We start from the raw sequence: 16,922 nt of genomic DNA on the forward strand, positions 1-16,922 counted from the left end.
GGCCGCCTTCAGTCATGGGAGGGGCGCTGCATGCGCGCCTCGATGCGCTCTCGCAGGCGCCAGCGGGCGGCGTCGGCCAGCATGCGCCCGGCCCAGCGAAACACGTTGTAGTCACGCACGGTGATGCGCAGATTGCCCATCCGCTCGCGCTGCTCCGGTGCGGGCATGGTGATGGCCTTGAGCAAGGCATCGGCGCTTTCCTCGACGTGATAGGGGTTCACGATCAGGGCCTCGGTCAACTCCGCTGCAGCCCCGGCGAAGCGGCTCAGCAGCAGCACACCCTGCTCGTCGTCGCGGGCGGCGATGAACTCCTTGCAGACCAGGTTCATGCCGTCATGCAGGCTGGTCACCACGCACACATCGGCGGCGCGGTAGAGCTCGTTCACTGCCGCGTGTTCATGGTGCTCGGCCAGCAGGTAGACGGCCAGACAGCCTGGCCGGCCGAAGCGTGTGTTGACGCGCTCGGTGACCTGGCGGATGCGCTGCTGAAAGAGCTTGTATTCATCGAGCTCGCTGCGCGAGGGCGCCGCCACCTGCAGCAGGCTGAAGCGTCCTACCCAGTCCGGGTGCTTCTCGAGCATGCGCTCGACCGCATGGATGCGCTCCAGAATGCCCTTGGTGTAGTCGAAGCGGTCCACCCCCACGGCCAGCTTGTGGTCGGCCGGCAAACCCAGTCGGCTGCGCACGGCGCTACGGCAGTCGGCCACGCTGGGCCAGGCGGCGCGCTCGGCCTCGTCGGGCCAGGCAATGGAGATCGGGTAGCTTTCGACCAGGGTGGTCTGCTTGTTGGACGTGATGGTGGAGTGCTCGACCTCGATGCGGGCCTCCAGGTTGCGGTCCACCGTCTCCATGAAGTTCTTGCAGTGGAAGCGGGTGTGGAAGCCGATGATGGTGCTGCCCAGGAGCCCCTCCAGCAGCTCATTGCGCCAGGGGCAGATGCCGAAGGACTCGGGATTGGGCCAGGGGATGTGCCAGAAGGTCAGGATGGTGGCGCGTGGCAGGCGCTTGCGTATCAGCGCGGGCAGCAGGGCGAAGTGGTAGTCCTGCACCAGCACCACCGGGTCTTCGCTGCGTGCCTCGGCCACCACGGCGTCGGCGAAGCGTTCATTGACCCGGCGGTAGGCCTCCCAGTCCGATTCGCGGAACACCGGCCGCACGTGGGCCACATGACACAGCGGCCACAGGCCCTCGTTGGCAAAGCCGTAGTAGTAGCCCTGTTCCTCCTCGGGGGTGAGCCAGATGCGGCGCAGGGTGTATTCATCGCTGCCCGGCGGCACCATCACGCGGTCCTGTCTGTCCACCACCTGGCGGTCGGCGCCGCCGCTGCCATGGGCGATCCAGGTGCCGGAGCAGGCCCGCATCACCGGTTCGACGGCCGTCACCAGCCCGCTGGCCGGGCGTTTGCAGACCACGCCGCCGTCCCCTTTCTCGTGGATATAGGGCTCGCGGTTGGAGACCACGATCAGCTCGTCACCGCGCAGCTGTGAGCGCAAAAGGGCGCGCAGGCGCTCCGGATCCCAATGGTCCTCGCGGTCGAGCGAGCGCCGGTAGGCGTCTTCCAGATCACGCAGGCGCTCGCGGAAGTCGGCCGCCAACGGGGCCAGCTCGCGCTGGTTCAGCAGGGGCGTCACCAGGCCCTCGCCGCGCAGCAGTGCCCTCGCGCCGGACACCCAGCCGCGCCAGCTCAGCTGGGCCACGACGACGGTGATCAGGGCAATGATCACGCCCAGGGCTGCCATGAAGGCGATCAAGTATTTTTGCGTATCCTGGCTGCGCCGCTCGACGAAGCTCAGGTCGTGCAGCAGCACCAGGTCGGCCTGGTGGCTGCCCTCGACCATGACCGGGTGCACGCCGACATGCACCATGCCGCCTGCCAGCGGCAGCTTTGGCACGACCTCGGCGAACAGCTCGCGCGCATGGGCGCAGCCCAGGTCCATCGGGTAGGCCGCACTGCGCTGCAGCAACTCGCCATTGAGCTTGCACAGACCGACCGCGACCAGGCGCTCGTCCTGCACGGCGCGGATGAACAGGCCCTGCAGCCGCAAATCGCCTCCCTCCTGCAGCGCGGCCGCGAGCGAGTCGGACAGGGTGTTGGTCACCAGCGCGCCGCGCAGCGTAAGGTCGCGCGAGAACCAGCGCAGTGTCACGCTGTCCAGCAGGGGCAACGCCAGATAGGCTGCGGCCACCAACGTCAGCACCAGCGGAACGAGAAACCGGAACTGCAGACGCAGGGTGTTCATCATGATGGGGGCCGCGGCTGATCCGGAACACTGACGGTGAAACGCTGTCAGAATGAATTTGGTCAAATGTACATCGACCGCTATGGACAGCGGTTGACGCCATTGGTTCCCTGATGACCGGAGGTTCGTGATGATCCAACCGTCCCGCGAGGCCAGCTTGGCGCTGGCCCTGATCGGCAATTGCGCCGTCAATGCACTGGTGGATGCTCAGGCGCGCATGGTCTGGTGCTGCATGCCGCGACCCGATGCCGACCCGGTGTTCCATGCGCTGCTGGACTCGGCCGAGGGCATCGCGCTGGACGGCACGATGGCCGTCGAGCTGGAGGGGCTGGCGCAGAGCACGCAGCAGTACGAGCCCGGCACGGCGGTGGTGCGCACGCGCATGTTCGCAGCCGACGGCTCGGGCGTCGAGGTGCTGGACTTTGCGCCCCGCTACCGCAGACATGACCGCATGTTCCGCCCGGCCCAGCTGGTGCGGCGTGTACGGCCTCTGGCCGGCCATCCGCGGGTGCGCTTCATCGTGCGCCCCCGTGCCGATTGGGGCGCCACCACGCCGGTGACGACGCGCGGCAGTAACCACCTGCGCTTTGTCGCCCCTGAGTGGACCCTGCGGCTCAACACCAATGTGCCGCTGACCTATCTGGTGGACGAGACCTGGTTCTCCTTGCATGGCCCGGTGAGCCTGCTGCTGGGGCCAGATGAGTCGCTGGCCGGAGGCATCGAGGAAACCGCCAGAGAGTTCGAGGAGCAGACCTTGGCCTACTGGCGCCACTGGACCTCGCGCCTGGCCCTGCCGCTGGAATGGCAGGATGCGGTGATACGTGCGGCCATCACGCTCAAGCTGTGCCAGTTCGAGGAGACCGGCGCCATCATCGCCGCTGTCACCACCAGTATTCCCGAGGCGCCCAGCAGCCAGCGCAACTGGGACTATCGCTACTGCTGGCTGCGCGATGCCTTCTTCGTCGTGCGCGCGCTGAACAGCCTGTCCGAGGTCGGCACGATGGAGGACTACCTGCGCTGGTTACAGGACGTGGTGCGCGGGGCGCGCGGCCATGTGCAGCCGCTTTATGGCATCGGTCTGGAGGCCGCGCTGCCCGAGCGCCTGGTCGTAGGCCCGTCCGGCTACCGAGGCATGGGACCGGTGCGGGTGGGTAATCAGGCCCACGAGCATTTTCAGCATGATGTGTACGGCAATATCGTGCTCGGGTCGGCCCAGGCCTTTCACGACCATCGCCTGCTGCGGCGCGCCGATGCCGACGACTTCGCCAACCTGGAGCACATCGGCGAGCAGGCCTGGCTGCTGCATGAGCAACCCGATGCCGGCATGTGGGAGTTGCGCACGCGCGCGCGCATCCACACCTCGTCCTCGCTGATGTGCTGGGCCGCCTGCGACCGGCTGATGAAGATCGCCCAGGCTCTCGGGCTGGCGGAGCGCGGGCACTTCTGGGCGCAGCGCGCCGAGGTCATTCGCGAGAAGATCCTGCGCCTGTCGTGGAGCGAGAGCCGTGGGGCATTTGCCGAGAGTTTCGGTGGGCAGGAACTCGACGCCAGCGTGCTGCTGATGTGCGAGGTCGGCTTCATCAATCCCCGCGATCCGCGTTTCGTCAGCACCGTGCGCGCGATGGAGCACAGCCTGTGCGACGGCCCCTTCATGCGCCGCTATGAGGCGCCGGATGACTTCGGTCGCCCCGAGACCGCCTTCAACGTCTGCTCGTTCTGGCGCATCGACGCACTGGCCCGCATCGGTCGTATCGACGAGGCGCGGGCGATTTTCGAAGCGATGCTGGAGCGGCGCAACCATGTCGGTCTGCTGTCCGAGGATCTGTCGCCGGCCACCGGCGAGCTGTGGGGCAATTTCCCGCAGACCTATTCGATGGTGGGCATCATCAATGGCGCGATGCGCTTGTCAAAACCCTGGGATCACATGGTCTGAATGGCGCGACGGACGGACAATGGGCGCTCACTGCCAGACGTCTTGCTTGCTGAGAGACGCTGCAGAGACGCTACTCGGGAAAATTGCACACAGGGTCGCCGACCAGGCCTGCCGGATGTCCCCGGCGGCCGGTCGCGCATCCATCGATGCATGAAGCGAGGAACCCTAGATGCGTGCAACGCTTCTTGCCTGGCCAGCACCTGCGTTGGCCGCTCCGGTCTGGGCCAGCATCGGCTTCACCCAGATGATTTCAACGTTGCCGACTGGCGGCAACGGGTGCTGACCGACGACGGTGTGGCCCAGCGGAGCTGGCACTTGGTCAATGGCTTTGGCAACCCGGGCCAGTACGCCACGCTGAGCCTGTTCAGCACCCGGACCTGGCCATTCAGCGCCAGCGACAACTGGGTGACGGCCGATGGGCCCGCCCGCCTGCTGATCTATCTCTTTTCGCGGCCAAGCCGCTGCTGCGCGACAGCAGCGGCCCGTTGCGGATTTCGCAGTATGCCGTCACCGGCGTGCTGAGCCGGATCACGCTGGACGAGCCGCCCGATCGTTCGCTGCGCCGGCGCCTGGCCGTCATCAGCGAGAGCAGCAGCCATCCCAATCTGCTCGCCCGCATCGCTCGGCTGGACTGTGCATTGGCGCAATTCGATGGAGACAATGTTGCAGCCGCCGGTGCTGCGCGGTGTCAAGCCGACATGGCCCGTGCCGCAGGCCTGCAGGAGTTGGTGTCTGAAGCCTTGCGATTGCAGGCACGCCTTGCGGTGCGGTCGTGGCTGCCAGCCCTAGGGCGCTCGATCGCCTGGCCAGCGAAGCCCTCAGTCGATGGTGGCCAGCGCCCTCACAAAGCCCTTGCTGCGCAGCCGGCTGGGATCCGCGTCGTCGGTGTGCGTGCCGGGCCCGTCCTCCATGCCGCCTACCCACCACTTGCCGCCCCATTGCGCCAGGGTCCAGGCCTGGTTGTGGCGAGCGCCGGCCGTAAGGGCCAGGCGACGTGCACCGCTTCCGTCGGCTGCGCTGACGGCGAGCAGGGGCGCCGCCTCTTCGGATACGCTGCGCCCGCTGGGATTTTGCGTGTAGCCCGTACTGCCGGCAAACAACAGCCGGCCATCCGGCAGGCGCGCCACATCGAGCAGCAGGTCGCTGCGGTCGATGTCTATCAATCGGTAGCTGTCCGGCGTCTGCCTGCCTTGGCTGACCAGGCCGACAAAGCCGTCCCAGCCGGTACTTTCGGCCCGCGTGCGCACACGCCCGACCAAGGCGATCTGCGCGCCGATCCAACGCAGGCCGTGCAGCTCCGAGAAGTGGGCGGTGTCGATCACCGTCGTGTGCAGTCTAAGACCATCCGCCCGGAGCTGGGTCAGCAACACGCCGTTCAGCAAGGTGCCGGGCAGGTTGGCATTGAATTGCCGGTTGTGACCATAGACCAGCTCGGTGCGGGTCAGTGCCACACCGATGGCGACCTGTCCGGCGGCATCGACGTCGAGCGCCACATGGAACTGGTTCTCCATGCCATTGAAGGGATCGAAGGTTCCGCTGCCGCCACGATACGCTTCGGCGTCAATGGCGACGCCTGGCTCGACCAAGGTGCGCCAGCCGATCGTGAAGTCGCCCTGCTCACGCGCATACCTCAGGCCGTAGGCGACGACCGCATGGCGGCCGGTCCGCAGGGCCATCACCAGGTTCTCTCCGGCCGCCGCTATGCGCACCGCGTCGCGCGTGGCGAAGGGCAGCTGTGAACTGGAGTCATGAACGAAGCTGCTGCCGCCTTCGCTGAAGATTGGGTCGGTTGCCGTCAGCGGATCGACGAAGTCCGCATTGCCGATCTGCTGTGCCTGTGCGCCCAGCCGCAACAGGCGCAGCTGTCTGGCAGTCGCCAGCACCACGCTCAGCTCGCCTGAAGGGTGCAGCACCGAATCGATCAGCGCCCAGCCGGCCGGTGGCGTGAATTCCAGGGCAGCGCTCGCTCCGGGCGGTGCCACCAGCAGGTGGCGGTCGGGCGCCGTGTTGTCTTCATGCGGACGCGGCTTCTCTGCCACCGCCATCCAGGCATTGCCCGAAGCCCGCAGCTTCACGATCCGCCGGTCCTGAAGCGCCAGCTCGGTCGACAGCGGCGGCAACGGCTCTGGCGTTGGCGTTGGCGACTCTGTGCCTGACCCGCCGCCGCATGCCAGCAGGGCCAGTCCGAGTGCGCCTATTGCCATCCACTTCGAAACGCTCACGATCTCTCCCTGTGTTCTCCGCGACAGGACGGAAGCGGCAGATTAGGGAGAAGCGGAGGCACAGGCAATGGCCCAAAAGAATCAGTGACAGGCATTGAGGCCTCAGCCCCGCCGGTCTTCCCAGTCCACCCATTCGACCGCGTTGGCCTTCAGATAGGCACTGACCGACTCGCCCAGGGTGCGGAAGAAGCGCTGCTCACCGAGTTGCGAGAACAGGCCGAAGCGCTTGAGCTTGTCTTTCACCGGCCCCTTCAGCTCGGCAAAGCACAGCTGAACGCCTGCCGCTTGCAGGCTATGGTCCAGTTCGTCCAGCATGTCGGCAGCGGTGATGTCGATGTTGGTGATGGGTTCGGCACCCACCACCAGCCAGCGCACCGGGGTCGGCGAGGCCGCAGCGGCTTCCAGTGCCCGGTTGTGGAACAGCTCGGCGTTGGCGAAGAACAGCGGCGCGTCCCAGCGGAACAGCACCAGGCCGGGGACGACCCTGGCCTCGGGGTGGCGGACGATGTCGTGGTAGCCCTTGATGCCATCGACCCGGCCCAGCACGGCGAAATGCGGGCGCCAGGCGGCCCAGAGGAACTCGATCAGCGCCATCGCGATGGCCAGGCCTATGCCCTGTATCGGCCCGAGCACGACCACGCCGGCCGTACAGACGATCGACAGCCAGAACTCCCAGCGCTGGACGCGATAGATGCGCTTCAGGTCGGCAACCGTCAGCATCGCCAGGGCAGCGGTCACCACCACGGCGGCCAGGCTGGCCTTGGGCAGGTGCTGCAGCAAGCCGGGGGCGAACAGCAGCATCAGTCCCACGGCGAGGGCGCCTATCACCCCGGCCAACTGGGTACGTGCGCCCGCTGCTTCGGCCACCGGCGTGCGCGAGGCGCTGGCGCTGACCGGAATGCCCTGGAACAGCCCGGCGCTCAGGTTGGCGGCACCCAGCGCGATCATCTCCTGATTGGCGTCCAGCCGGCTGCCCGAGCGCGCCGCATAGCTGCGCGCCAGCACGCTGGTGTCGGCGAAGGACACCAGGGCCACGGCCAGGCCACCGAGCAGCACCGGCACAATGTCACCGACGTTGAGCAGAGGCAGGGCAAGGCTCGGCAGGCCCTGGGGCAGCGGGCCGACGACGGCCAGGCCGGTGCGTGCTCCCAGATCGAGCAGGGCCGAGACCGCGGTGGCGCAGATGACGACGATCAGCACGCCGGGCAGGCGCTCGCGGCGCCTGAATACCGCCAGCACGGCCAGGGTGGCCAGGCCCAGCACCAGGGCCACAGGCTGGGTCTGGCCGGTGCGCAGGGCCTCCAGCAACGCCTGGGTCTGGGCTACGATGCCTGTGCCGTCGGCGGAAATGCCCAGCAATGCGGGCAGCTGGCTGACGACGACGGTCAGTGCAATACCGTTGAGGTAGCCGTAGCGAATCGGCTTGGACAGCAGTTCAGTGACAAAGCCCAGCCGCGCCAGGCCCGCCATCACACACAGTCCACCGGACACGATGGCCAGCATGGCGGCCAGGGCCATCGCACGGGCGGGGTCGCCGCCGGAAAGGGGCAGCACCACGCCGATGACCAGGGCGACCAGGGTCGAATCTGGCCCCAGAACGAGTACTCGGCTGGGGCCGAACAGGGCATAGGCCAGCAGTCCGAAGATGGTGGCATACAGGCCGCAGATCGCGGGCACGCCCGAGGCCAGAGCGTAGGCGATGCCGACCGGCACCATCACCGCCGGTAGTACCAGGCCGGCGAGCAGGTCATGGCGCAGCCAGGCCGGGTCATAGCGGCTCAGCAGATGCAGGCCCGGCAGCCAGCGCCGCCAGCCACTGGGGCGCGCGGACTGCAGTCCTTGTCGTGCGGCCGGGACGGGGTCCGAATCGCTCATGGGTCCTGTTCGATGCGGTGTGGTCGGCAACAATGAAAAAGCCCCGCGGGCGGGGCTTTGTCTCTCAGCGCCACAGGCGCATCAAGGCCATCACTTGGTGGCCATCACCCACTGGGCCAACTGCTTGGCCTCGTCGGCGCTGACCTGCGTGTTGGCAGGCATGGGCACTGGGCCCCAGACGCCCGAGCCGCCCTTGACGATCTTCTCGGCCAGCTTGGCTTCGGCGTCCTTCTGGCCCTTGTACTTGGCGGCCACATCCTTGTAGGACGGGCCGACGACCTTTTTGTCCACTGCATGGCAGGCCATGCAGTTCTTCTTCTGGGCCAGCTCGGCGTTGGCAAGTGCGGAGCTGGAGCTCAGGGCGGCGGCCACAGCGGCCAGTGCAAACATCATCGTCTTCATGGGTACCTTTCGGGAGCCTTCAACAGGTGGAGAGGAACTAGAACCTGGATCATTGTAGGGTCAGCGGCGAAAAGCCGTATCCTCGCCACTCAATGCTTCAGAGGTGAATTCCATGTGGTTCGTCGTGGTCGGGGTGCTGTTGCTGGTGATGAAGTTCGGCGAGGTCTCGCCGGTCGCCGGCTGGAGCTGGTTCTGGGTGCTGCTGCCCTTTGGCCTGGCCGTGCTGTGGTGGGCCTGGGCCGACAAGGTGGGCTACACCCAGAAACAGGAAATGAAGAAGCTCGACGAGCGAAAGGACGCCCGCCGGAACAAATCACTTGAGGCGCTGGGCATAGACACGACCAAACGCAAGCGCAAGTAAGTGGTGCTTCAGAACTTGTCCAGCACAGCCCCTTCGCTGGCGCTCGACGCATTCTTCGCGAACTTGGCCAGCACACCGCGGGTGTAGCGCGGCGCCGGTGCCGTCCAGGCGGCTCGGCGCCTGGCAATCTCCTCGTCGGAGACGTTCAGCTGCAGCAGCAGCTTGTGGGAGTCGATGGTGATGCTGTCGCCTTCCTGCACCAGGGCAATGGTGCCGCCGGCATAGGCCTCGGGTGCGACGTGGCCCACCACCATGCCCCAGGTGCCGCCGGAGAAGCGGCCGTCGGTGATCAGGCCCACGCTCTCGCCCAGACCCTGGCCGATCAGCGCGCCGGTCGGTGCCAGCATTTCGGGCATGCCCGGCCCGCCCTTGGGGCCCAGATAGCGCAAGACCATCACGTCGCCGGCGACGATTTTGTTGGCCATGATGGCGGCCAGCGCCGATTGCTCGTCCTCGAACACGCGGGCCGGGCCTGTCATCACCGGCACCTTCAGACCGGTGATCTTGGCCACGCAGCCCTCGGGCGACAGATTGCCCTTCAGGATGGCCAGATGCCCCTGGGCATAGATGGGATTGTCGTGGTTGCGGATGACCTTTTGGTCGGCGCGTGGCACATCGGGCACATCGGCCAGCACCTCCGCCACCGTCTTGCCGGTGATGGTGATGCAGTCACCATGCAGGGCGCCGGCGTTCAGCAGCACCTTCATCACCTGCGGAATGCCGCCGGCGTGGTGCAGGTCGATGGCCAGGTACTGGCCGCTGGGCTTGAGGTCGCACAGCACCGGCGTGCGCTGGCGCACGCGCTCGAAGTCGTCGATGGTCCACTCGACCTCGGCCGCATGGGCGATGGCCAGGAAGTGCAGCACCGCATTGGTCGAGCCGCCGGTGGCCATGATCACCGCCACCGCGTTCTCGATCGCCTTCTTGGTGACGATGTCGCGCGGCTTCAGGTCCATCTTGATGGCCTCGACCAGCACGCGGGCGCACTCCTTGGTGTTGGCGACGATCTCTTCTTCCACATTCGCCATCGTCGACGAGTAGGGCAGGCTGATGCCCAGCGCCTCGAAGGCCGAGCTCATCGTGTTGGCTGTGTACATGCCGCCACAGGAGCCGCTGCCGGGGATGGCACGGCGCTCGATCTGGCAGAAGTCTTCCTCGTTCATCTTGCCGGCGCTGAACTGGCCCACGGCCTCGAACACGCTGACGATGTTCAGGTCCTGGCCCTTGTACTTGCCAGGCAGTATGGTGCCGCCATAGACATAGATGGCCGGCACATTGGCGCGCAGCATGCCCATCAGGCCGCCGGGCATGTTCTTGTCGCAGCCGCCGATGACCAGCACGCCGTCCATCCACTGGCCGCCGACGCAGGTTTCGACGCAGTCGGAGATCACCTCGCGCGAGACCAGGCTGTACTTCATGCCCTCGGTGCCCATGGCCATGCCGTCGCTGATCGTCGGCGTGCCGAAGATCTGCGGGTTGGCCCCAGCCTCCTTCAGGCCTATCACCGCCGCATCGGCCAGCCGCTGCAGACCGGAGTTGCAGGGCGTGATCGTCGAATGGCCATTGGCCACGCCAACCATCGGTTTGACGAAGTCCTCGCTCTGGTAGCCCAGCGCGTAATACATCGAGCGGTTCGGTGCGCGGGCCACGCCCTCGGTGATGTTCTTGGAGCGGCGGTTGTAGTTCATGTGGGGGTTCTCCGGCGGGTGAATGCTCGCGAGTATGCGTGGCCCCAAGCTTCTGTTCCAATATATGTTTAGGGGCTAACTGATACGCAAGGCATATCAATGATCGAGCTACGTCCGCTGCGCCAGTTTGTGGCCGTGGCCGAGGAACTGCACTTCGGTCGCGCCGCCACCCGCCTGCACATGACCCAGCCGCCGCTGACGCAGGCCATCCAGGGCCTGGAGCGCGAATTCGGCGCGCTGCTGTTCGAGCGCACCCGGCGCAGCGTGGCTTTGACTGCCGCCGGCCTGGCCCTGCTGCCGCAGGCCCAGCGTCTGCTGGCCGATGCCGAGCTGTTGGCGCCGCTGGTGCGTGCCGCCGCCGAGGGCAGGCGAGGGCGGCTGCGGCTGGGCTTCGTATCCACCGTCGGCTATGGCGAGATGCCGCGCTGGCTGCGCGGCTTCCGTGCCGCCCAGCCGGACATTGAGCTGCAGTTGCGCGAGGCCACCTGGGACGTGCAGTTGCAGGCCTTTGCCAGCGGCGATATGGACGCCGGCTTTGCCATCCATGCGCCCGGTGGCGTGCCACCCGGCTTCGAGGTGCTGCGTGTCAGCAGCGAACCTATGGTGCTGGCACTGAGCAGCGACCACCCGCTGGCCGCGCAGGACGACATCCCCTTGCAAGCCGCGCTGGCCCTGCCTTTGGTGATGTACCCACGAGAGATCGCGCCCTCGCTGTTCGACGCCATGCTGTCCTTCTACAGCGCCCACCGGGTCACGCCGCAGATCGAGCAGGAGGCGATACAGATGCAGACCATCGTCAACCTGGTCTCGGCCGGCATGGGCGCGGCCTGGGTGCCCGAAGCGGTGATGGGTCTGCAGCGCCCCGGCGTCAGCTATAAACGCCTGCGTGGCGACGTCCCTCTGTGCGAGACCAGCCTGCTCTGGGCCCGGAATGCGGCACCGACAGTGCAGCATTTCGCTGCTCATGTGCGGGCGCAGCTCTCCAAATAGCTTGACGGTCAACATCCGCTCGATGGCCGGCGTTGTGCCCGGACCCCATCCCCACGGAGACTCTCTTTGAAGAACAATATTCTCGCCGCCCTGCTGCTGTCCCTGGCTGCCCTGAGTGCCCAGGCAGGTCCGCTGAAGGATCCGCAATGGATGGCCTGGCTCGACGCCGGCAAGGCCGTGGAGCTGGACAAGGCGGGCCGCGCCCATGTGCAGAGCCAGCCCGATGATGCGCAGGGCTATCTGGCGGTGGCGTTGGCCGCCACCACGACCGCCGAACCGTCGGCACTGGAGGCGGCGCTGAAGACGGCCGAGGCCTGCGTCGCGCGCCTGCCTCAAGCGGCTCAATGCCATTACGCGCTGGGCAGCGTGGTCGGCCAGCAGGCGATGACGGCCAGCATGTTCAAGATGGTGGGTATGGCCAGCCGCATTCGGGAGGCCTTCTCCAAGGCGGTGGAGCTGGACCCGCTGTTCTTCGAGGCGCGCGACGGCCTGGTGCAGTACTACCTGATGGCACCATCGATTGCCGGCGGCAGCGTCTCCAAGGCCAGGGAGGCGGCCGAAGCGGTGCAAGCCAAACAGCCCGAACAGGCCAAGCTGCTGCGCGCGCGCATTGCCGCCAAGGAAGAAAAGTGGGCGGATGCCGAGCGGGAGCTGAACTCGATCAAGAGCGATGACAAGGGTCTGCGCGACGAGGCCCGCGGCGTCTGGGGCCAGATGGCCTTCAAGCTGATGAGCGACAAGCAGCCCGCCAAGGCCCGGCCGATGTTCGAACTGCTGGTGCGCGACTATCCCGGCCATGCCATCGGCCCCTATGGCCTGGGCCGCGTGCTGATCGATGGCGGCAAGGCCGATGAGGCCATCGTGTTGCTGGAGCGCGCCCGTGCGCTGGAGGGGGCGGCCGAGCTGCCTATCGACCACCGGTTGGGCATCGCGCTGCTGGCCAAGGGCGACAAGGCCGGTGCAAAGGCCGCGCTCGAGCGCTTTGTGAAGAACACCCGGGCCAATCCGCGCAATCTGGAGGACGCCAAGAAGCGCCTGGCCGAGCTGGCCTGATCCGCCAGCGGCGGAGTGCACCCACTATGATGCGCGGCTGCAAGCACGCCTGACGCGCAAGGAACGCCTCCCATGTGGGTACACCCCCAGTTCGACCCGATTGCCCTGAAGCTGGGCCCCCTGGCCATCCATTGGTATGGTCTGACCTATCTGGCCGCCTTCGGCCTGTTCCTGTGGCTGGCCAGCCTGCGCGTGAAGCAGACGCAGTACGCGTCCACCGGCTGGAAGCGCCAGGACGTTGACGACCTGCTCTTCTTCGGCGTGCTGGGCGTGGTGCTGGGCGGGCGCCTGGGCTATGTGCTGTTCTACAAGCCCGGCTACTACCTGAGCAATCTTGGCGAGGTGTTCGCGGTCTGGAAGGGCGGCATGGCCTTCCATGGGGGCCTGCTGGGCGTGATCGCGGCGATGGCCCTGTTCGCCTACCTGCGCAAGCGCAAGTTCTTCGAGGTCACCGACCTGATCGCGCCCTGCGTGCCGACCGGGCTGGCCATGGGCCGCATGGGCAACTTCATCAATGGCGAGCTGTGGGGCAGGGCGGCCGACCCCTCGCTGCCCTGGGCGATGGTGTTTCCGCAGTCGGAGTCGCTGCTGCCGCGCCACCCTTCGCAGCTCTACCAGTTCGCGATGGAGGGCATGCTGCTGTTCGTACTGCTGTGGCTGTATGCACGCAAGCCGCGCGCCACCGGCCAGGTCTCGGGCATGTTCCTGATCGGCTACGGGCTGTTCCGCTTTATCGCCGAGTACTTCCGGGAGCCCGACAGCTTCCTGGGCCCGCTGGCGCTGAACATGAGCATGGGCCAGTGGCTGAGCGTGCCGATGATCGCGCTGGGCGCCGTCATCTGGCTGGTTGCCACCAAATCAGCAGCAAAGACCTGAGAGGACCAAACCGTGCGTCAAATCTTCCTGGATACCGAAACCACCGGCCTGAGCCCCGAGTCGGGCGACCGCCTGGTCGAGGTCGGCTGCGTCGAGATGATCAACCGGCAGCTGACCGGCGAGAACAAGCACTTCTACGTCAACCCCGAGCGTCCCAGCCATGAGGAGGCTCTGAAGGTGCACGGCCTGACCGAGGAGTTCCTGGCCGACAAGCCGCTGTTCTCGGCCATCGCCGACGAGCTGATGGACTATCTGGCCGGCGCCGAGATCATCATCCACAACGCCAGCTTCGACGTTGGCTTCCTCAACGAGGAACTCAAGCGCCTGGGCCGTCCGCCATTTGCACAAAGCGTGGGCTCGATCAAGGACAGCCTCTTGATGGCGCGCGAGATGTTCCCCGGCAAGTCCAACTCGCTGGACGCGCTGTGCAAGCGCCTGGAGGTCGACAACTCGAACCGCACCTTGCACGGCGCGCTGCTCGATGCGGGCCTGCTGGCCGAGGTCTACATCCGCATGACCCGCGGCCAGGACGCGCTGCTGATCGATGCAGGCGGCAGCAGCGACGGCGAACTGGCCATTGCCGCGGTGGATTTTGCCACCTTCACGCTCAGCGTCATCGAGCCCAGCGCCGATGAGCTGGCCGCCCACGAAGTGGTGCTGGCCGATCTCGACAAGGCAAGCGGCGGCAAAACAATTTGGCGGGCACGCGAAAAAACTGTGGCATAATTTGAGGCTTCCCGCAAAGCAGCGATGCAATGTTGGATCCCGGTAGAGTAGCGATACTCACACAAGATACCGGGCGGTTAGCTCAGCGGTAGAGCACTGCCTTCACACGGCAGGGGTCGCAGGTTCGAACCCTGCACCGCCCACCAAGATCAAAAACCCCGTAAGTCATTGACTTCACGGGGTTTTTTCTTTCCCGCGTCGTTTCTTGTAACTCCCGATCACGCCCGATCGGCTGTCACATTCGCGGTTTTGCGCCAATTCTGCGCCACTGACAGCCGTACCTGCAACCGCCGCAAGGCGACAGATCGGTGCACAGATCATGGCAAGTATCAGCAAGCGGACTGGGAGGTCCTGGAAGGTCAGCGTCGAGCCTGGAGAGCTCGAGCGCATCTCGGCTCTGAAGGGCCGTGGGCTCGCATCGCAAGCCCTTCAAGCCCTTCAAGCGGGTCCCCAGCGACTCGATCGCACGTTCAGCGATCAACGCGACGCCGAGGGGTTGGCAGCGCACTACCGGAGCCTGGGTATCGAGGGCGTTACCGTCAGGCGCCGTTCGACGCTTGCCTGGCAGGTCCGAATCCGGATCATCGGCGCACCGTCGCTGACAGAGACCTTCCCGAACAAGGCCATGGCCGAGCAGTGGGCCAGGGAGCGCGAAGGCGAGATCGCCAAGCGGTCGTTCGTTGACTATCGAGAGGCGGAGCGCAAGAGCCTTGCCGACTTGCTGCTGCAGTACGACAGGGACAAGCGCGGCCGCCGTCCGAAGGACGATCCTGATCGTGTCCGCCTGCCCCCGTTGACGACAACGCGGTCAAACCGTTCGACAACCAGCACCGGCCTCGGTGTCCGGTAGATGCTCACCGCTGCCACCGGCAGCGCCATGCGCCCGGCCAAGGACATACAAAAGTGCTCGTCGACGACGAGATGAGGGGTCACCGGGCGGCAGGGCTCAGGCTGGAGGATGTGCGTCGAAGCCAACGGCGGTTCGACCAGGAACAGGCGACCGCTGTCGTCGATCGGGCGGTCGATGCAGACCATCAACTTATCCTGCACGCCCGCAATGGACAGGCGGACCTTGCCATCCCAGATTGCCAGTCGAATCTGGTCGCGCTCGGCCAGTCGTTGGTCGAGTTCCTCGCGGGTCTGGTCGAGCTCGTGGAGCGGGAACTTGTTGCCCTGATTGCCGCCTCGTCGCGCGCACGCTGCGTCGAGGCGGTGCGTCGGCCCTGAGCGGTCCGATGGCTCTGCGGCCAAGGCGACGCCCTTGCGCAGCATCATCGCCGCGGGACTTGGCCGCCGTGGCCATGCCATCTCCACGGCCCGTTGATCCCGCTCAACGGCTGCCGAGCCGACCTTGATAGCCTGCCCAGACACAGGCAGCGGAGCAGGACATGTTGAGACTCTTGATCGCCATGGATGGATCCGAGCACTCGCAGCGCGCCATCGAGGCGGTGTGACGGGCATGGTGGCGCCGGAGATCCTGCGCGCGGCCACCGAGGCGGGTGTGGATCAGATCGTCATGGGTACGCGCGGGATTGGCGCTCTGGGCAGCGTGCTGATCGGGTCCGTGGCGCAGCGTGTCGTGCATCTGGCCGCGGTGCCGGTGCTGCTGGTGAAATGAAGCCATGAAACCCGAGCGCCGAAGCCGCGCCAAGGGGCGCTTGAGAAAGCCAGCCTCGGGCGGCGGACACATGCCTATCGCTTCGCCCGTTGCCCAAGCCGAGGTCAGCGGCTGGCCCGCAGGGCAGGACAATCCCGTCCTCGAAACTGCCGTCGACATGGCAGAGAGCTTCGAGCTTGATCAGAGCATCCTCCGCGGTGACGAGGAGCGGGCCTTGACGACCACCGGCTCGGTCGAAGTAGGGGCCTGGACAGACGCCGAAGCCGAGACCGCTTCCAATGAGCGCTCAACCTCGGAGCCCTTCGAATTCTGAGCGGCTGCAGCGTCCCTAGACTCCCACCACGACGCTGGCCCAGGTCGCGCGTCCGATCGACGGAATCAGCAGCGGCTGGTCCGCCGGTGCGGCTGCAAGCTGGTTTGCCCGCGCCTCGCGGGCCATGCCGCTGCGGATGATGCGCACCAGGGTTTCCAGCTCGGCCGAGTAGGCCTCAATCAGATCATCCAGCGATAGGATGCCGATCAACTGATCATTGCTGCCTTTGACGAGCAGCCGGCGCACGCCGCTGTGCTCCATCGCCTGGACGGCCTCGCCGATGTCGGCGTGTTCGGAAACCAGCACGAGCGTGGTGTGCGCGATCGCACCCACCCGCAAATCCTCATCCTGGACCTCGCGCGCGAGGGCATCCAGCACCAGGTCTCGATCGGTGACGACGCCGCAGACATGCCTGCCCTGCGCGTCGCGGCTGGTCACCACCAGCGCCCCCACGTGATGCTGTCGCATCAGGCGGGCCGCTTCGACGAGGGTCGCCTGTTCCTCGATGCTGATGACCTGGCGTTTGCATAGATCTCCAACTTGCATGGCTCGCTCCATCAACCCAGGACGCCGCAGCATCCACAATGAGATCTTGCCCCGCGGCGGGGCGGCATTGTTGCGTCCG

Annotated in this window: 17 protein-coding genes and 1 tRNA gene; 11 read left to right on the forward strand and 7 right to left on the reverse strand. The window is 66.3% G+C overall.

Annotation, left to right across the window (positions count from 1 at the left end; translation table 11 throughout):
- Positions 1–8: 8 nt before the first annotated feature.
- Positions 9–2,240, reverse strand: coding sequence for an alpha,alpha-trehalose-phosphate synthase (UDP-forming) (locus tag DES47_RS17120; RefSeq protein ID WP_133702181.1), 2,232 nt, complete (start codon positions 2,238–2,240; stop codon positions 9–11).
- 130 nt (positions 2,241–2,370) lie between these two features.
- Between DES47_RS17120 and DES47_RS17125 the strand changes: the two genes are divergently transcribed.
- Together DES47_RS17125 and DES47_RS17130 are read left to right on the forward strand one after the other, a co-directional pair.
- Entirely contained in the window at positions 2,371–4,173 is a 1,803-nt protein-coding gene (locus tag DES47_RS17125) for a glycoside hydrolase family 15 protein (RefSeq protein WP_133701940.1), read from the forward strand.
- 150 nt (positions 4,174–4,323) lie between these two features.
- Positions 4,324–4,695 (forward strand): hypothetical protein, encoded by a 372-nt coding sequence (locus tag DES47_RS17130; RefSeq protein ID WP_133701941.1) that lies wholly within the window; start codon positions 4,324–4,326, stop codon positions 4,693–4,695.
- A gap of 296 nt (positions 4,696–4,991) precedes the next feature.
- On the opposite strand, the gene DES47_RS17135 is transcribed toward DES47_RS17130, so the two are convergent.
- From DES47_RS17135 to DES47_RS17145, 3 genes are all read right to left on the reverse strand, one after another.
- On the reverse strand, positions 4,992–6,248 hold the full coding sequence (locus DES47_RS17135; RefSeq protein ID WP_208115035.1) for a hypothetical protein: 1,257 nt from the start codon (positions 6,246–6,248) through the stop codon (positions 4,992–4,994).
- Positions 6,249–6,497: 249 nt separating this feature from the next.
- Positions 6,498–8,270 carry a SulP family inorganic anion transporter gene (locus DES47_RS17140; protein WP_133701943.1) on the reverse strand — a complete coding sequence of 591 codons (1,773 nt, stop codon included), beginning with the start codon at positions 8,268–8,270 and terminating at the stop codon, positions 6,498–6,500.
- A gap of 90 nt (positions 8,271–8,360) precedes the next feature.
- Positions 8,361–8,672 (reverse strand): c-type cytochrome, encoded by a 312-nt coding sequence (locus tag DES47_RS17145; RefSeq protein WP_133701944.1) that lies wholly within the window; start codon positions 8,670–8,672, stop codon positions 8,361–8,363.
- Between the two features lie 112 nt (positions 8,673–8,784).
- On the opposite strand from DES47_RS17145, the gene DES47_RS17150 reads away from it, so the two are divergent.
- Positions 8,785–9,033, forward strand: a complete 249-nt coding sequence (locus DES47_RS17150) for a TIGR04438 family Trp-rich protein (RefSeq protein WP_133701945.1) — start codon at positions 8,785–8,787, stop codon at positions 9,031–9,033.
- A gap of 8 nt (positions 9,034–9,041) precedes the next feature.
- On the opposite strand, the gene ilvD is transcribed toward DES47_RS17150, so the two are convergent.
- Positions 9,042–10,721 carry a dihydroxy-acid dehydratase gene (gene ilvD / locus DES47_RS17155; protein WP_133701946.1) on the reverse strand — a complete coding sequence of 560 codons (1,680 nt, stop codon included), beginning with the start codon at positions 10,719–10,721 and terminating at the stop codon, positions 9,042–9,044.
- 99 nt (positions 10,722–10,820) lie between these two features.
- Between ilvD and DES47_RS17160 the strand changes: the two genes are divergently transcribed.
- The 5 genes from DES47_RS17160 (at position 10,821) to DES47_RS17180 (ending at position 14,512) form a co-directional block, all read left to right on the forward strand.
- Complete coding sequence (locus DES47_RS17160; RefSeq protein ID WP_133701947.1) at positions 10,821–11,711, forward strand: LysR family transcriptional regulator; 891 nt, start codon at positions 10,821–10,823, stop codon at positions 11,709–11,711.
- A gap of 66 nt (positions 11,712–11,777) precedes the next feature.
- The gene (locus DES47_RS17165; RefSeq protein ID WP_133701948.1) at positions 11,778–12,764 is read left to right on the forward strand and encodes a tetratricopeptide repeat protein; all 987 of its coding nucleotides are present in this window, start codon (positions 11,778–11,780) and stop codon (positions 12,762–12,764) included.
- 72 nt (positions 12,765–12,836) lie between these two features.
- Positions 12,837–13,640, forward strand: coding sequence for a prolipoprotein diacylglyceryl transferase (gene lgt, locus DES47_RS17170; protein WP_133701949.1), 804 nt, complete (start codon positions 12,837–12,839; stop codon positions 13,638–13,640).
- Positions 13,641–13,652: 12 nt separating this feature from the next.
- Positions 13,653–14,366, forward strand: a complete 714-nt coding sequence (gene dnaQ / locus DES47_RS17175; RefSeq protein ID WP_133701950.1) for a DNA polymerase III subunit epsilon — start codon at positions 13,653–13,655, stop codon at positions 14,364–14,366.
- Positions 14,367–14,437: 71 nt separating this feature from the next.
- Positions 14,438–14,512 (forward strand) — tRNA-Val (locus tag DES47_RS17180).
- A gap of 538 nt (positions 14,513–15,050) precedes the next feature.
- Here the strand turns inward: DES47_RS17180 and DES47_RS29380 are convergent.
- A complete protein-coding gene (locus DES47_RS29380) occupies positions 15,051–15,380 on the reverse strand; it encodes a HipA domain-containing protein (RefSeq protein WP_243748373.1) in 330 nt (109 codons plus the stop codon).
- Here DES47_RS29380 and DES47_RS29385 point away from each other — a divergent pair.
- The 3 genes from DES47_RS29385 (at position 15,270) to DES47_RS17195 (ending at position 16,297) form a co-directional block, all read left to right on the forward strand.
- Positions 15,270–15,593 carry a hypothetical protein gene (locus DES47_RS29385; protein ID WP_243748377.1) on the forward strand — a complete coding sequence of 108 codons (324 nt, stop codon included), beginning with the start codon at positions 15,270–15,272 and terminating at the stop codon, positions 15,591–15,593. The two genes, DES47_RS29380 and DES47_RS29385, sit on opposite strands and share 111 nt — an antisense overlap.
- Before the next feature lie 232 nt (positions 15,594–15,825).
- Positions 15,826–15,984, forward strand: a complete 159-nt coding sequence (locus tag DES47_RS17190) for a universal stress protein (protein WP_133701952.1) — start codon at positions 15,826–15,828, stop codon at positions 15,982–15,984.
- A 4-nt stretch (positions 15,985–15,988) separates the two neighbouring features.
- A complete protein-coding gene (locus DES47_RS17195) occupies positions 15,989–16,297 on the forward strand; it encodes a hypothetical protein (RefSeq protein WP_133701953.1) in 309 nt (102 codons plus the stop codon).
- 15 nt (positions 16,298–16,312) lie between these two features.
- Here DES47_RS17195 and DES47_RS17200 read toward each other — a convergent pair whose 3' ends face one another.
- Complete coding sequence (locus tag DES47_RS17200) at positions 16,313–16,843, reverse strand: CBS domain-containing protein (RefSeq protein ID WP_166652045.1); 531 nt, start codon at positions 16,841–16,843, stop codon at positions 16,313–16,315.
- Positions 16,844–16,922 lie beyond the last annotated feature (79 nt).

It is taken from the genome of Roseateles toxinivorans, assembly GCF_004362525.1.
GTDB classification, from domain to species: domain Bacteria; phylum Pseudomonadota; class Gammaproteobacteria; order Burkholderiales; family Burkholderiaceae_C; genus Paucibacter; species Paucibacter toxinivorans.

Coding starts and splice junctions, on each gene's coding strand:
- ilvD (WP_133701946.1), bottom strand. CDS start 10,721: ATGAACTACAACCGCCGCTCCAAGAACATCACCGAGGGCGTGGCCCGC.
- DES47_RS17190 (WP_133701952.1), top strand. CDS start 15,826: ATGGTGGCGCCGGAGATCCTGCGCGCGGCCACCGAGGCGGGTGTGGAT.
- DES47_RS17160 (WP_133701947.1), top strand. CDS start 10,821: ATGATCGAGCTACGTCCGCTGCGCCAGTTTGTGGCCGTGGCCGAGGAA.
- DES47_RS17130 (WP_133701941.1), top strand. CDS start 4,324: ATGAAGCGAGGAACCCTAGATGCGTGCAACGCTTCTTGCCTGGCCAGC.
- DES47_RS17145 (WP_133701944.1), bottom strand. CDS start 8,672: ATGAAGACGATGATGTTTGCACTGGCCGCTGTGGCCGCCGCCCTGAGC.
- DES47_RS17195 (WP_133701953.1), top strand. CDS start 15,989: ATGAAACCCGAGCGCCGAAGCCGCGCCAAGGGGCGCTTGAGAAAGCCA.
- DES47_RS17140 (WP_133701943.1), bottom strand. CDS start 8,270: ATGAGCGATTCGGACCCCGTCCCGGCCGCACGACAAGGACTGCAGTCC.
- DES47_RS17125 (WP_133701940.1), top strand. CDS start 2,371: ATGATCCAACCGTCCCGCGAGGCCAGCTTGGCGCTGGCCCTGATCGGC.
- DES47_RS17200 (WP_166652045.1), bottom strand. CDS start 16,843: ATGCAAGTTGGAGATCTATGCAAACGCCAGGTCATCAGCATCGAGGAA.
- DES47_RS17120 (WP_133702181.1), bottom strand. CDS start 2,240: ATGAACACCCTGCGTCTGCAGTTCCGGTTTCTCGTTCCGCTGGTGCTG.
- DES47_RS17150 (WP_133701945.1), top strand. CDS start 8,785: ATGTGGTTCGTCGTGGTCGGGGTGCTGTTGCTGGTGATGAAGTTCGGC.
- lgt (WP_133701949.1), top strand. CDS start 12,837: ATGTGGGTACACCCCCAGTTCGACCCGATTGCCCTGAAGCTGGGCCCC.